At 57.9% G+C, this 14793-nt stretch carries 12 protein-coding genes; all 12 read right to left on the bottom strand.

What is annotated here, in order from left to right; translation table 11 throughout:
• Positions 1-57: 57 nt before the first annotated feature.
• Complete coding sequence (locus JFT86_RS28285) at positions 58-459, bottom strand: MAPEG family protein (RefSeq protein ID WP_201239316.1); 402 nt, start codon at positions 457-459, stop codon at positions 58-60.
• The gene (locus JFT86_RS28280) at positions 459-1196 is read right to left on the bottom strand and encodes a DUF599 family protein (protein ID WP_201239315.1); all 738 of its coding nucleotides are present in this window, start codon (positions 1194-1196) and stop codon (positions 459-461) included. Before JFT86_RS28280 ends, JFT86_RS28285 begins: the two co-directional genes overlap by 1 nt.
• A gap of 187 nt (positions 1197-1383) precedes the next feature.
• The gene (brnQ, locus tag JFT86_RS28275; protein ID WP_201239314.1) at positions 1384-2697 is read right to left on the bottom strand and encodes a branched-chain amino acid transport system II carrier protein; all 1314 of its coding nucleotides are present in this window, start codon (positions 2695-2697) and stop codon (positions 1384-1386) included.
• 496 nt (positions 2698-3193) lie between these two features.
• Positions 3194-4075 (bottom strand): succinate--CoA ligase subunit alpha, encoded by an 882-nt coding sequence (sucD, locus tag JFT86_RS28270; protein ID WP_007919877.1) that lies wholly within the window; start codon positions 4073-4075, stop codon positions 3194-3196.
• Complete coding sequence (gene sucC / locus JFT86_RS28265; RefSeq protein WP_007919879.1) at positions 4075-5241, bottom strand: ADP-forming succinate--CoA ligase subunit beta; 1167 nt, start codon at positions 5239-5241, stop codon at positions 4075-4077. Before sucC ends, sucD begins: the two co-directional genes overlap by 1 nt.
• 200 nt (positions 5242-5441) lie before the next feature.
• Positions 5442-6878 carry a dihydrolipoyl dehydrogenase gene (lpdA, locus tag JFT86_RS28260; protein WP_102356807.1) on the bottom strand — a complete coding sequence of 479 codons (1437 nt, stop codon included), beginning with the start codon at positions 6876-6878 and terminating at the stop codon, positions 5442-5444.
• A 97-nt stretch (positions 6879-6975) separates the two neighbouring features.
• A complete protein-coding gene (gene odhB / locus JFT86_RS28255) occupies positions 6976-8199 on the bottom strand; it encodes a 2-oxoglutarate dehydrogenase complex dihydrolipoyllysine-residue succinyltransferase (protein ID WP_201239313.1) in 1224 nt (407 codons plus the stop codon).
• 42 nt (positions 8200-8241) lie between these two features.
• Positions 8242-11073, bottom strand: coding sequence for a 2-oxoglutarate dehydrogenase E1 component (locus JFT86_RS28250; RefSeq protein ID WP_201239312.1), 2832 nt, complete (start codon positions 11071-11073; stop codon positions 8242-8244).
• A 251-nt stretch (positions 11074-11324) separates the two neighbouring features.
• Positions 11325-12029: a succinate dehydrogenase iron-sulfur subunit gene (locus JFT86_RS28245; RefSeq protein ID WP_038364054.1), complete on the bottom strand. Its 705-nt coding sequence runs from the start codon at positions 12027-12029 to the stop codon at positions 11325-11327.
• Between the two features lie 11 nt (positions 12030-12040).
• On the bottom strand, positions 12041-13813 hold the full coding sequence (gene sdhA, locus JFT86_RS28240) for a succinate dehydrogenase flavoprotein subunit (RefSeq protein WP_007919889.1): 1773 nt from the start codon (positions 13811-13813) through the stop codon (positions 12041-12043).
• 3 nt (positions 13814-13816) lie between these two features.
• Positions 13817-14185: a succinate dehydrogenase, hydrophobic membrane anchor protein gene (gene sdhD, locus JFT86_RS28235; RefSeq protein ID WP_007977503.1), complete on the bottom strand. Its 369-nt coding sequence runs from the start codon at positions 14183-14185 to the stop codon at positions 13817-13819.
• Positions 14179-14553 (bottom strand): succinate dehydrogenase, cytochrome b556 subunit, encoded by a 375-nt coding sequence (gene sdhC / locus JFT86_RS28230; RefSeq protein ID WP_045122948.1) that lies wholly within the window; start codon positions 14551-14553, stop codon positions 14179-14181. Before sdhC ends, sdhD begins: the two co-directional genes overlap by 7 nt.
• Between the last annotated feature and the right edge of the window lie 240 nt (positions 14554-14793).

Raw genomic sequence — 14793 nt, 5'->3', positions numbered from 1 at the left:
AAGAAAACCCGCCTGGTGCGGGTTTTCTTTTGCCTGTCATTTTTCGGTAATGCCCGGTTAGAGCAAAACTGTTCTAAAAGTCGGACTAATCATCAGCAGCAACGAACACACTAAGCCAACTAACCAGACCAGGCTGCGCAGCTTGTGAAGATCAGCCAGGTAGAACCACAAATAGATAATCCGGGCGATAACAAAAGTGATCGCCAAGGCATCGATCAACCATCCCTTGGTTTGCGTGGTATGCGCCATCAGCACACCGACTGCGAACAAGATGAACGCCTCGATACTGTTCTGGTGCGCCGCCAGCGCCCTCGCCCCATAACCGGTGAGTTGCGCCTGCTGTTGGCGTGGCAAGTGGTTGTTGTAACCGCCCTGCTCTTTCATGGCCTTGCCCACCGGCAGGCGCGCGATATAGATCAACAGTGCACTGATAAACACACACCAGAACGGAATACTCATCAAACGACCTCTTTGCTCGCCTCGGGAATGGGCGCCTCTGTAGGGGTATAGACCATTACATCAAGAACGTCGGAATGAAACTCGCGGCGATACAACACCAGCACCACGCCAGCACTCATCAGCATGAACAGCCACGGGCTGACGAACCAAGCCAGCATGGTCATGCCGAAATAATAGGAGCGCAGACCGAAGTTGAACTGGTTGGCCGCCATGGAAATCACCCGGGCCGCCCGTGACGCGAACGCCTTGCGCTCCTGCTCCGATACGTGCCGCTCACCCACCATCGGCGCCGACCCCACTAGCACGGCGGCAAAGTTGTACTGACGCATGCACCAACTGAATGTGAAGAACGCATAGACGAAAACCAGCGCCAGGCACAGCAACTTGATCTCCGACATACCTTGCGAGGCCTGCTGCACCATGGGGATATCAGCCAACAACGACACCGCCCGCTCGGATGCACCGAGCACGGTGAGAATACCGGCAAGGATAATCAGGGTACTGGAAGCGAAGAACGAGGCGTTGCGCTCCAGATTGCCGATCACGCTGGCGTCGGCAATGCGGTTGTCGCGCAGCAACATGCGGCGCATCCAGTCTTCACGGTACAGGTGCAACACGCTGGCCAGACACGCGGTGTCACGAGCCTTCCAGCTGGCGTAGCGGGTATAGCCGCCCCAGCAGATGACAAACCAGAGTGCCGCGAGCAGATGGATCAGGTTGGCTTGGATGAACGACATGCAATTCCTTGTGGAGTGTGAACACGGGACCTGTGGGGGTGAGCCTGCATAAAAGCGATGCAGTTGCTTCGACGCTAGCTCAAGGAAAAAGACACTGCCTGACGCCCATAAAAAATGCCCCGTATCGATTGATACGGGGCATTTCTGTTTAAGCGTTCAAGACCCGCTTGTGGCGGGTCACGAGGCTTTAAGCAATGGCTTCGCTGCGTTTGCCCAGCAGGCGATCGCAGATGACTGCGACGACCAGGGTCATCACGCACGGCACCAGCCATGCCAGACCTTGCTCGCTCAGCGGCAGGTGGGACAATTGCGAAGGCATCCAGTCAGCGAGACCAGCACCTTTCAGCGCATCGATGGTGCCAAACAGGAACGACACCAGCATCACCGGGCCGAGAATGCGCCCATGTTCATGCCAGAAGTCTTTGCAGAAGCTCAGCGCCACCAGCACGATGCACGGCGGATAGATCGCGGTGAGCACCGGGATCGAGAACGCAATAAGCTTGGTCAGGCCCAGGTTGGACACCAGCAGCGAGAACGCGGCCAGGATGATCACCAGCGTCTTGTAGGACAGCGGCACCACACGGCTGAAGTATTCGGCACAGGCGCAGGTCAGACCAACCGCCGTCACAAGGCATGCCAGCGAGATCAGCACCGCGAGGAAACCACTGCCCAGCGAACCGAAGGTGTGTTGCACATAAGCGTGCAGGACCGCCGCGCCGTTAGTCGCACCGACCGCCACTTCATGACTGCCGGATCCGAGGCGGAACAGGCTGACATACACCAGCGCCAGACCGACACCGGCAATCAACCCGGCGATGATCGCGTAACGGGTGATCAGCGCAGGCGACTCGACGCCACGGGAGCGGATCGCGTTGACGATGACGATACCGAACACCAGAGCGCCAAGAGTATCCATGGTCAGGTAACCATTGATGAACCCCTGGGAGAACGGTGCCGCCACGTATTCCGCAGTGCCTTGACCGATGTCACCAGCCGGCAGGGCGAATGCAGCGATGCCCAGTACCGCCAGCGCGATGATCTTCAGCGGTGCAAGGAAGCGCCCGACGGTGTCCAGCAAACGGCCCGGGTAGAGCGAGATGAAGAACACCAGCAGGAAGTACACCGAGCTGTAGAGGAACAGCGCCAGCGGGCTTTCGCCGGTCAGCGGCGCCAGGCCCACTTCAAACGACACGGTCGCGGTGCGCGGTGTCGCGAACAGCGGACCGACCGCCAGATAGCACGCGGCAGCCAGAATGCCGCCAGCGATCTTGCCGATCGGGCTGCTCAGCGCATCCATCGCCCCACCGACCTTGGCCAGTGCAACAACGGTGATCACCGGCAAACCGACCGCGGTGATCAGAAAGCCCAGCGCCGCCATCCAGACGTGTGGTCCGGCCTGCAAACCGACGATAGGCGGGAAGATGATATTACCAGCCCCGACGAACAGGGCAAATGTCATAAAACCAAGTGCCAGGATGTCCTGACCTTTCAAAACTTTCATTAAGGAAACCACACTCTGAATCGGAATTTAGGAGGGGATTTCCCTGTGGGGTTAGGGAAATGCTGTCGACCCGTATGGGATCAACCCGTTTAGCGCGTTGCATGCCTTGTGGGCGGCAGACGCAAAAATGGCTGCTAGCCTAACGAATTTGTCTGACAAACGCACTGTTTGGGGGCGAACTATCCGATACGCGACGTTGCTGTGTCGCGTTTACGTATCTATTTTTCCTACAGGGAACTCTGTAGGTAGAGCCCGACCCCTGTGGCGAGGGGATTTAGCGAAACGTCGCACCGCCCCGTTGGGGTGCGAAGCAGCCCTGATTGAGAACTTCTAGCGCTTTTCGATTGGCTGGATACATCGGGTCTGGGGCCGCTTCGCAGCCCATCGGGGATAAATCCCCTCGCCACAGAGTCCTCCTATCCCTCTAAATGCCAGAAACGACAAAGGCCACCCGAAGGTGGCCTTTGTTTGGTGAAGCGTCAGCTAAGCGCGAGGCTTACTTGACAGCCCAACCAGTCAGCTCGGCCAGGGCCTTGCCGATGTCTGCCAGCGAACGCACGGTTTTAACGCCTGCGTCTTGCAGTGCAGCGAATTTCTCGTCTGCAGTGCCTTTGCCGCCAGAGATGATTGCGCCAGCATGGCCCATGCGCTTGCCCGGAGGAGCAGTCACACCAGCGATGTAGGAAACAACCGGCTTGGTCACGTGTGCCTTGATGTAGGCAGCCGCTTCTTCTTCAGCCGAACCGCCGATCTCGCCGATCATTACGATCGCTTCGGTCTTCGGGTCTTCCTGGAACAGCTTCAGGATGTCGATGAAGTTCGAACCCGGGATCGGGTCACCACCGATACCGACGCAAGTCGACTGACCGAAACCGGCGTCAGTGGTCTGCTTCACAGCTTCGTAGGTCAGGGTGCCGGAACGCGAAACGATACCGACCTTGCCTGGCAAGTGAATGTGACCTGGCATGATGCCGATCTTGCATTCGCCTGGGGTGATCACGCCTGGGCAGTTAGGGCCGATCAGGACTACGCCCAGCTCGTCGCACTTAACTTTAGCGTCCAGCATGTCCAGGGTAGGAATGCCTTCGGTGATGCAGACGATCAGCTTGATGCCGCCGAAAGCAGCTTCCAGGATCGAATCTTTGCAGAAAGGAGCCGGAACGTAGATCACGCTGGCGGTAGCGCCAGTGGCAGCTACTGCGTCTTTGACGGTGTTGAACACTGGCAGACCCAGGTGCTCGGTGCCGCCTTTGCCAGGAGTAACGCCACCCACCATCTTGGTGCCGTATTCGATGGCTTGCTGGGTGTGGAAACTACCTTGCGAACCGGTAATACCCTGGCAGATAACTTTGGTGTCTTTATTGATCAGGACGCTCATTATTTGCCCTCCGCAGCTTTGACAACTTGTTGAGCAGCGTCGGTCAGGCTGGTAGCAGCGATGATGTTCAAACCGCTTTCTGCCAGTACTTTAGCGCCCAGCTCAGCGTTGTTGCCTTCAAGGCGAACAACAACCGGGATTTTCACGCCGACTTCTTTCACGGCGCCGATGATGCCTTCGGCAATCATGTCGCAGCGAACGATGCCGCCGAAGATGTTAACCAGTACTGCAGCGACGTTGGTGTCGGACAGAATGATTTTGAATGCTTCGGTAACGCGTTCTTTGGTAGCACCACCACCTACGTCGAGGAAGTTGGCTGGCTTGCCGCCGTGCAGGTTGACGATGTCCATGGTACCCATGGCCAGGCCAGCACCGTTGACCATGCAGCCGATGTTGCCTTCCAGTGCTACGTAGTTCAGTTCGAACTTGGCAGCGTGCGCTTCGCGCGGATCGTCTTGCGACGGATCGTGGAAAGTCTTCAGCTTAGGCTGACGGTACATTGCGTTGGCGTCGATGTTGATCTTGGCGTCCAGGCAGTGCAGATCGCCGTCAGCCTTGATCACCAGCGGGTTCACTTCCAGCAGAGCCAGGTCGTGATCCTTGAACAGCTTGGCCAGACCTACGAAGATCTTGGCGAACTGAGCAACCTGCTTGCCTTCCAGACCCAGCTGGAATGCCAGCTCGCGACCCTGGAATGGCTGAGCGCCAACCAGTGGATCGATAGTGGCTTTCAGAATTTTTTCTGGAGTGTCGTGAGCGATTTTCTCGATGTCCACGCCACCTTCGGTGGAAGCCATGAACACGATGCGACGGCTCGAACGGTCAACGACAGCGCCCAGGTACAGCTCTTTAGCGATATCAGTGCACGATTCAACCAGGATCTTGGTGACTGGCTGGCCATTGGCGTCAGTCTGGTAAGTCACCAGACGCTTGCCCAGCCACTGCTGTGCGAAGGCTTTGGCGTCTTCTTTGCTGCGAACCAGCTTGACGCCGCCCGCTTTACCGCGACCACCGGCGTGGACCTGGGCTTTGACAACCCACTCGCTGCCGCCGATTTTGTCGCAAGCTTCTGCTGCTGCTTCCGGGGTGTCTACTGCGTAACCAGTGGAAACTGGCAGGCCGTATTCAGCGAACAGCTGCTTACCCTGATACTCGTGAAGATTCATGCTTTTTACCGTCTTCGTTAGGTACTGCGCATTCGGCGCTGCGCTCTTTATGAGTGCCGCGCCACCTGTGACTGCTGCTTGCGTAGCCTTTCCGGATACCCGGTGCAGCTACGCAAGACTGCGTCCAGCGGACATTCCGCGGTGAGACTTGCTCGCAAGGCTCACGACGGGCCGTTACCGCCGTGGTTTCTTATTGTCTGTTAACGCTTCTTGCGGTTGGCAATGTGGATGGCGCCGCCATTCACAGCCAGAGCAGCTTCGTGCAAGGCTTCAGACAGGGTCGGATGGGAGAAAACCATCATGCCCAGGTCTTCAGCGCTGGTGCCGAATTCCATACCGATCGCGCCCTGCTGAACCAGTTCTGCAGCGCTCGGGCCAATCACGTGCACGCCCAATACGCGGTCAGTCTTGGCATCAGCGATGACCTTGACGAAACCACCGGTATCGTTGGCGGCCATGGCACGGCCGGAAGCGGCGAACGGGAAGGTGCCGACGTTAACTTCAACGCCTTCAGCTTTCAAGGCCTGCTCGGTTTTGCCAACCCACGCGATTTCCGGGTGAGTATAAATAACCGAAGGGATCAGGTCATAGTTCATCTGGGCTTTGTGGCCCTTGATGCGCTCGACAACCATGATGCCTTCTTCCGATGCCTTGTGAGCCAGCATCATGCCGCGAACCACGTCACCGATGGCGAAAACGCCCGGTACGGTGGTGGCGCAGTGATCGTCAACGTGCACAAAACCGCGCTCGTCGAGGGTCACGCCGCTGTCGGCAGCCAGCAGATCAGTGGTCACCGGACGGCGACCAACGGCTACGATCAGCTTGTCGAAAGTGATGGTCTGTTCGCCGTTGGCATCGGTGTAGTTAACAACGACTTCGTCGCCGTTGACTTTCGAACCGGTTACGCGAGCGCCCAGCTTGATGTCCAGACCTTGTTTGGTCAGGGTTTTCAGCGCTTCCTTGGAAACAGCGGTGTCCGCTGCCATCAGGAAAGTGTCCAGAGCTTCCAGGACAACTACTTCGGAGCCCAGACGCGACCATACCGAACCCAGTTCCAGACCGATTACGCCAGCGCCGATCACGCCCAAACGCTTAGGTACGGTCTGGAATTCCAGTGCGCCCGTCGAATCGACGATGACTTTCTGGTCAACCGGAGCCGGTGGAATGTCGATTGGACGCGAGCCTGGAGCCAGGATCACGTTTTCAGCTTCGATGACTTCAACCGAGCCGTCCGGCTTGGTGACTTCGACTTTCTTGCCAGCCAGCAGTTTGCCGTGGCCCTGGATCGAAGTAACGCCGTTGGCCTTGAACAGGGTGGCAACGCCGCCGGTCAGGTTCTTGACGATGCCAGCCTTGCGGCCAACCATCGCAGCGACGTCCATTTTGACTTCGCCAGTCGAGATACCGTGAACGTTGAAGCTTTCTTTGGCTTCCTTGTATTTCCAGGAGCTGTCCAGCAGCGCCTTGGAAGGAATGCAGCCGACGTTCAGGCAGGTACCGCCCAAGGCTTGCTTGCCTTCGGCGTCGGTGTACTTCTCGATGCAGGCAGTGGTCAGACCCAGCTGCGCGGCCTTGATGGCAGCTACGTAACCGCCAGGGCCGGCACCGATCACTACTACGTCAAATTTCTGCGACATTCAAAAAATCCTCTTTAGCGAAAAGCTTCAAGCCACAAGCTTCAAGCCAAGCCGCCCTTTCTTGCGGCTTGTTGCTCGAAGCTTGCAGCTGCTTCTATCAGATATCCAGCAACAGACGAGCCGGATCTTCCAGCAGGTTCTTGATGGTCACCAGGAAGGTTACAGCTTCTTTGCCATCGATCAGACGGTGATCGTAGGACAGTGCCAGGTACATCATCGGACGGATAACGACCTGACCATTGATGGCCATAGGACGCTGGATGATGTTGTGCATGCCCAGAATCGCTGCCTGCGGCGGGTTGACGATCGGGGTCGACATCATCGAACCGAAGGTACCACCGTTGGTGATGGTGAAGGTACCACCGGTCATCTCGTCCATCGACAATTTGCCGTCACGGGCTTTCTTGCCGAAAGTGGCGATGCCGCCTTCGATTTCAGCCAGGCTCATCAGTTCGGCGTTACGCAGAACCGGTACAACCAGGCCACGGTCGCTGGAAACGGCAACGCCGATGTCCGCGTAGCCGTGGTAAACGATGTCCGCACCGTCGATCGACGCGTTGACAGCCGGGAAGCGTTTCAGCGCTTCGGTAGCTGCTTTCACGAAGAACGACATGAAGCCCAGACGTACGCCGTTGTGGGACTTCTCGAACAGGTCCTTGTACTTCGAACGCAGAGCCATGACTTCGGTCATGTCGACTTCGTTGAAAGTGGTCAGCATCGCCATGTTCGACTGAGCTTCAACCAGACGCTTGGCCACTGTGGCACGCACGCGGGTCATCGGTACGCGCTTCTCGATGCGGTCGCCAGCGGCGAACACAGGAGCGGCAGCCGAAGGAGCAGCAGCCTTGGCAGGCGCGGCAGCCGGAGCGGCTTTCTTGGCAGCAACAGCAGCGACTACGTCTTCCTTGGTCACACGACCGCCTTTGCCGGTGCCGGCAACGGAAGCGATGTTGATGCCGTTTTCTTCAGCCAGCTTGCGAGCAGCCGGTGCAGCAACAGGATCGTCTTCGCCTTCGGCAGCAGCCGGTGCAGCGGCAGCAGCGGCCGGAGCAGCAGCGGCGGCTGGAGCAGCGGCAGCAGCGCCACCCGCTTCGATGGAGCCCAGGACTTCGTCGGACAGAACGGTGTCGCCTTCGTTCTTGACGATTGCGCCCAGCACGCCGTCAGCAGTAGCCAGAACTTCCAGCACGACTTTGTCAGTTTCGATGTCAACGATCAGATCGTCGCGCTTGACAGCGTCGCCCGGTTTTTTGTGCCAGGTGGCAACGGTGCCATCGGCAACCGATTCCGGGAAAGTGGGGGCTTTGATCTCGATAGCCATTATCTGTGGTTCCTTAAATTCGGTTTCAGGTGCGCGAAGGCGTTAAACGGTAAACGCGTCTTGCAGCAGTTTTTCCTGCTGCTCGGCGTGCATCGATGCGTAACCACAAGCAGGTGCAGCAGAAGCCTCACGGCCCGCGTACTCAAGTACGAGAGATTTGTTGAGGTTGCTGATGCTGCGACGCAAGTGGTGCTGGCTGCAGTACCAGGCGCCCTGGTTCATCGGCTCTTCCTGACACCAAACGGCATGTTTGACGTTGGTATAAGGAGCCAGGACTTCTTTCAAGTCGTCCTCAGGGAATGGGTACAACTGCTCGATACGCACGATGGCGATATCTTCGCGGCCTTCGGCACGGCGTTTTTCCAGCAGGTCGTAGTAGACCTTGCCGCTGCACAGAACAACGCGCTCGACCTTTTTCGGGTCCAGGGCATCGATTTCCGGGATCACGGTCTGGAACGAACCTTCGGCCAGATCTTCCAGCGTCGAGATGGCCAGCTTGTGTCGCAGCAGCGACTTCGGCGTCAGCACGACCAGCGGCTTGCGCAGCGGACGAATCACCTGACGACGCAGCAAGTGGTAGATCTGTGCCGGCGTGGTCGGGACAGCGACCTGGATGTTGTGCTCGGCGCACAGCTGCAGGTAACGCTCCAGACGTGCCGAGGAGTGCTCAGGACCCTGACCTTCGTAACCGTGTGGCAGCAACATGGTCAGACCGCAGAGACGGCCCCACTTGTGCTCGCCGCTGGTGATGAACTGGTCGATAACAACCTGTGCACCGTTGGCGAAGTCGCCGAACTGGGCTTCCCAGATCACCAGCGCATTTGGCGTGGTGGTCGAGTAACCGTATTCGAACGCCAATACCGCTTCTTCCGACAGGAACGAGTCGTACAGGTCAAAACGTGGCTGACCGTCGTACAGGTGCTGCAGCGGAATGTAAGTGCCGGCATCTTTCTGGTTGTGCAGAACAGCGTGACGGTGCGAGAACGTACCGCGACCGATGTCCTGACCCGTCATGCGGATCGGGTGACCTTCGAACGCCAGGGTCGCGTACGCCATGGTTTCGGCGTAACCCCAGTTGATCGGCAGGCCGCCGGCTTGCATCTTCTGACGGTCTTCGTAGATCTTCGCAACCTGACGCTGAACCACGAAGCCATCCGGAATTTCCAGCAGCTTGGCGGACAGTTCTTGCAGGGTCTTCAGATCGAAACGAGTGTCGTGACGCGCAGTCCAGGCGTGGCCCAGATACGGACGCCAGTCCACGAACAGCTCTTTGTTCGGCTCTTTGACCAGCGATTTCACCACGTGCAGACCGTTGTCCAGCGCGTTGCGGTATTCGTCGACCTTGGCCTGAACACGTTCAGCGTCGAGAACACCGGCCTGAGTCAGACGATCAGCGTACAGCTCACGGGTGGTGCGCTGCTTGGTGATCTGCTGATACATCAGCGGCTGGGTGCCACTCGGCTCGTCGGCCTCGTTGTGGCCGCGACGACGGTAGCAGACCAGATCGATCACCACGTCACGCTTGAACTGCATGCGGTAGTCGATGGCCATCTGGGTCACGAACAACACGGCTTCCGGATCATCGCCATTCACATGGAGGATCGGCGCCTGGATCATCTTCGCAACGTCGGTAGCATACTCGGTGGAACGCGAGTCCAACGGGTTGCTGATGGTGAAACCAACCTGGTTGTTGATCACGATGTGCACGGTACCGCCGGTTTTGAAACCGCGGGTCTGCGACATCTGGAAGGTTTCCAGGACCACGCCCTGACCGGCGAATGCCGCGTCACCGTGGATGGAGATCGGCAGAACCTTCTCACCGGTCTGATCGTTACGACGATCCTGACGGGCGCGAACCGAACCTTCGACCACCGGGGAAACGATTTCCAGGTGGGACGGGTTGAACGCCATGGCCAGGTGAACTTCACCGCCGGTGGTCATCACGTTGGACGAGAAGCCCTGGTGGTATTTAACGTCACCGGAACCCAGTTCAACCTTTTTCTTGCCTTCGAACTCGTCGAACAGCTCGCGCGGGTTCTTGCCGAAGGTGTTGACCAACACGTTCAGACGGCCACGGTGGGCCATACCGATGACGACTTCCTTGGTGCCGTAGGAACCGGAACGCTGGATCAGTTCGTCGAGCATCGGAATCAGGCTTTCGCCGCCTTCCAGACCGAAACGCTTGGTGCCCGGGTATTTGGTGCCCAGGTATTTTTCCAGGCCTTCACCGGCAGTCACGCGCTCAAGCAGGTGGCTCTTGATGTCGGCGGAGTACGTCGGACGACCACGCACGCTTTCCAGACGCTGCTGGAACCACTGGCGCTGCTCGGAATCGGTGATGTGCGTAAATTCAGCGCCGATGGTGCGGCAATATGTCTGCTGCAACGCTTCGTGAATTTCGCGTAGGCTCGCTTCCTCTTTGCCGATGAACAGGTCGCCGGCACGGAAGGTCGTATCAAGATCGGCATTGGTCAAGCCGTAATGATTGATCGACAGGTCTGCAGGTGCAGGACGCTGCCACAGCCCCAGCGGGTCAAGCTGGGCTGCCTGGTGGCCACGCATACGGTAGGCCTGGATCAATCGCAGCACTTCAACTTGCTTCTTCTCGTGCTCACTGCTCACGCTGCCGGCGGAAACCGGTTGGGCGCGGCGCTGGTTCTTTGCCAGCAGCACAAAATGATCGCGAATTGTGGAGTGCGAAACATCAGTGGCAGAGTTGCCGTCGGCAGGCAACTTCTGAAAGTAGGTGCGCCACTCTTCTGGCACAGCGTTAGGGTCGTGCAGGTAGAGCTCATAAAGCTCTTCCACATAGGCAGCGTTTCCACCTGAAAGGTAGGCGCTGTTCCACATGCGCTGCATCACGCTTTCTTGCATGCTTGGTCACCCTCGGTTAGGGGAACACCATCGATGTCGACACCGAGCAAACTTGCAGAAGTCCGAATGCAGCGACTAAAACAAGCCACTTAGGATCACACTGATAGTCCGGGTACCAGCCCGGATGCCCCTGCTTGTCTCATTTCTTCAAAATAAGAGCCGCAGCTTATGGCTGCTGCTCTGGTTATAGCCATGACGCGGGTTGAAGCCCGCGCCACAGCCTCTACGGTACAGCGGTTACAGCAGCTGAATCACACGCCGCTCGAAAGCAGCATGTTACGGATGTGACCGATGGCCTTAGTCGGGTTCAGGCCTTTCGGACATACGTTGACGCAGTTCATGATGCCCCGGCAGCGGAATACGCTGAACGGGTCATCGAGCGAAGCCAGACGCTCGTTGGTCTTGGTGTCACGGCTGTCTGCCAGGAAGCGGTAGGCTTGCAGCAGTGCAGCTGGACCCAGGAACTTGTCCGGGTTCCACCAGAAGGACGGGCAAGAAGTCGAGCAGCAAGCGCACAGGATGCACTCGTACAGACCGTCGAGCTTTTCACGCTCTTCTGGCGACTGCAGACGCTCGATGGCCGGAGCCGGCGTGTCGTTCTGCAGGTAAGGCTTCACCTTCTCGTATTGCTTGTAGAAGATGCTCATATCGACGACCAGGTCACGGATAACCGGCAAACCTGGCAGCGGACGAACGATCAACTTGTTACCTTTTACGACGGCAGACAGCGGCGTGATGCACGCCAGACCGTTCTTGCCGTTGATGTTCATGCCGTCGGAGCCGCAGACGCCTTCACGGCAAGAGCGACGATAGGAGAAACCCTCGTCCTGCTCTTTGATCAGCGCCAGCACATCCAGCACCATCAGGTCTTTACCACCGGTATCGACCTGGAATTCCTGCATGAACGGCGCAGCGTCCTGATCAGGGTTGTAGCGATAAACACTGACTTGCAACATGGCGGTCACCCTTAATAAGTCCGGACTTTAGGTTCGAAAGTCGGAACAGTCTTCGGCGAGAAGTTCACGGCACGCTTGGTGACGCGCTTGTCACCCGGGAAGTACAGGGTGTGGCACAGCCAGTTTTCGTCGTCACGATCTTCGAAGTCTTCACGGGCGTGAGCACCGCGGGACTCTTTACGTACTTCGGCAGCGATGGCGGTAGCTTCAGCCACTTCCAGCAGGTTTTGCAGTTCCAGCGCTTCGATACGGGCAGTGTTGAACGCCTGCGACTTATCGTTGATCTTCACGTTGGCGATGCGGGTACGCAGGTCAGCGAGCTGAGCGATACCTTTCTGCATGTATTCGCCGGTACGGAATACGCCGAAGTAGTTCTGCATGCAGCTTTGCAGCTCGCGACGCAGGGTTGCCACGTCTTCGCCATCGGTACGGCTGTTCAGCGCGTTCAGACGCGACAGGGCAGCTTCGATGTCGGCTTCGGTAGCGTCGTCGTATTCGATGCCGTCGGTCAGTGCTTTTTCCAGGTGCAGGCCGGCAGCGCGGCCGAATACCACCAGGTCGAGCAGCGAGTTGCCGCCCAGACGGTTGGCACCGTGAACCGATACGCAAGCCACTTCACCTACTGCGAACAGACCAGGAATGATCTGATCCACGCCTTCGGCGTTCTGGGTGATCGCCTGACCATGAATGTTGGTGGCAACGCCGCCCATCATATAGTGGCAAGTCGGAACAACCGGAACCGGCGCAACCACCGGGTCAACGTGAGCGAAAGTCTTCGACAGTTCGCAGATGCCTGGCAGACGGCTGTGCAGTACTTCCTCGCCCAAGTGGTCGAGCTTGAGCATTACGTGGTCGCCATTCGGACCGCAACCGTTGCCGGCGATGATTTCTTTAACCATCGAACGGGCAACCACGTCACGACCGGCAAGGTCTTTCGCGTTCGGAGCATAACGCTCCATGAAACGCTCGCCGTGCTTGTTGATCAGGTAACCACCTTCACCACGGCAACCTTCAGTTACCAATACACCGGCGCCGGCGATGCCGGTCGGGTGGAACTGCCACATTTCGATGTCTTGTACCGGTACGCCAGCCCGCAGAGCCATGCCGACGCCGTCGCCGGTGTTGATCAGGGCGTTGGTGGTGGAAGCGTAGATACGACCTGCACCACCGGTAGCCAATACGGTGGCCTTGGCGCGGATGTAGGTGGTTTCGCCGGTTTCGATGCAGATTGCGATCACACCGACGAATTCGCCTTCCTGGTTTTTCACCAGGTCGACAGCGTAGTACTCGTTCAGGAACGTGGTACCGGCTTTCAGGTTGCCCTGATAAAGGGTGTGCAGCAGAGCGTGACCGGTACGGTCGGAAGCTGCGCAGGTACGTGCAGCCTGGCCGCCCTTACCGTAGTCCTTGGACTGACCACCGAATGGACGCTGGTAGATACGGCCTTGCTCGGTACGCGAGAACGGCAGACCCATGTGGTCCAGCTCGAAAACGGCAGCCGGGCCTTCCTGACACATGTATTCGATAGCGTCCTGGTCACCGATGTAGTCGGAACCCTTGACGGTATCGTACATGTGCCAGCGCCAGTCATCGTTCGGGTCAGCGGACGCGATGGCGCAAGTGATACCGCCCTGGGCGGACACCGTGTGCGAACGGGTCGGGAAGACCTTGGTGATCACGGCAGTCTTGTGACCGCCCTGCGCCAGTTGCAGCGCAGCGCGCATGCCGGCACCGCCACCACCAATAATGATGGCGTCGAAAGAAATCGTTGGAATGTTAGCCATGAATCAGATACCCCAGAGAATCTGCACACCCCAGACGAAGTAAGCGAACATCGCGACGCCGCATACTGCCTGGAAAAGGAAACGTACTGCAGTCGCGGACTTGCCCAGCGCCATCGGCGTCAGGTAGTCGGTCGCGATGGTCCACATGCCGACCCAGGCGTGAGCGCCAAGGGCAACGAGGGCCAGCAGACTGAAGATACGCATCCCGTTGTGAGCGAACAGGCCGTGCCACTGGTCGTAGCCAATGCCCGGATTCGCTGCAAGGTATCCGATCAGGAAGATGAAATAAGCCGCGAGAACAACCGCAGACACACGTTGCGCCATCCAGTCATAGAGGCCCGAACGCGAAAGGTTCGTAACGCTGGTTACCATATCCAAACTCCTGCCAGAACGATCAGCACCACGGAAATGGCGATGATGATTTTCGAGCCCAGGCGGCCGCCTTCCAGCGTCTCACCGATGCCCATGTCCATGATCAAGTGGCGCACACCGGCTACCAGGTGATACAGCAGAGCGGACAGGAGGCCCCATGCTACGAACTTGGCCAGCGGGCTGGTCAAGCATGCCTTCACTTCGGCAAAACCTTCCTCGGAACCCAGGGATTTGCCCAATGCATAAAGCATGAAGCCGAGGCCCAGGAAGAGGATGATGCCGGAAACACGGTGAAGAAACGACGTAACGCCGGTGATGGGGAGTTTGATGGTCCTTAGGTCTAGGTTTACAGGTCGTTGGCTTTTCACGGCTTTTTTTTCACACTGAAGAGCCCCTAACAATCAGGGCAAAGTTGTTGGGGAGTGCACTGGTCAGGTAACCACCACCCAGGGATGCGACCCCCAATAAAGCAGGCCCAAAAGCCCTTGGCGGTCGGTGGCCGAGTATAGACAGTTAGGCTACTAATGACAACGCAATCGCCTACCCCAAATAGCTGATTGCACAAGTCGTATAAAAGGCGTAAATGGCAGTCAATTTCGAGGAAAAAG

This window comes from Pseudomonas sp. TH06, from assembly GCF_016651305.1.
Taxonomy (GTDB): Bacteria; Pseudomonadota; Gammaproteobacteria; order Pseudomonadales; family Pseudomonadaceae; genus Aquipseudomonas.
The sequence above is the reverse complement of the archived record's forward strand: the minus strand, read 5'-3'. Positions and strand labels throughout refer to the sequence as shown.

Excerpts from the sequence above, each read along its gene's own strand:
- sdhD (WP_007977503.1), bottom strand. The coding sequence starts at position 14,185 with ATGGTAACCAGCGTTACGAACCTTTCGCGTTCGGGCCTCTATGACTGG.
- lpdA (WP_102356807.1), bottom strand. The coding sequence starts at position 6,878 with ATGTCGCAGAAATTTGACGTAGTAGTGATCGGTGCCGGCCCTGGCGGT.
- sucC (WP_007919879.1), bottom strand. The coding sequence starts at position 5,241 with ATGAATCTTCACGAGTATCAGGGTAAGCAGCTGTTCGCTGAATACGGC.
- brnQ (WP_201239314.1), bottom strand. The coding sequence starts at position 2,697 with ATGAAAGTTTTGAAAGGTCAGGACATCCTGGCACTTGGTTTTATGACA.
- JFT86_RS28245 (WP_038364054.1), bottom strand. The coding sequence starts at position 12,029 with ATGTTGCAAGTCAGTGTTTATCGCTACAACCCTGATCAGGACGCTGCG.
- sdhA (WP_007919889.1), bottom strand. The coding sequence starts at position 13,813 with ATGGCTAACATTCCAACGATTTCTTTCGACGCCATCATTATTGGTGGT.
- JFT86_RS28250 (WP_201239312.1), bottom strand. The coding sequence starts at position 11,073 with ATGCAAGAAAGCGTGATGCAGCGCATGTGGAACAGCGCCTACCTTTCA.
- JFT86_RS28285 (WP_201239316.1), bottom strand. The coding sequence starts at position 459 with ATGAGTATTCCGTTCTGGTGTGTGTTTATCAGTGCACTGTTGATCTAT.
- odhB (WP_201239313.1), bottom strand. The coding sequence starts at position 8,199 with ATGGCTATCGAGATCAAAGCCCCCACTTTCCCGGAATCGGTTGCCGAT.
- sucD (WP_007919877.1), bottom strand. The coding sequence starts at position 4,075 with ATGAGCGTCCTGATCAATAAAGACACCAAAGTTATCTGCCAGGGTATT.
- JFT86_RS28280 (WP_201239315.1), bottom strand. The coding sequence starts at position 1,196 with ATGTCGTTCATCCAAGCCAACCTGATCCATCTGCTCGCGGCACTCTGG.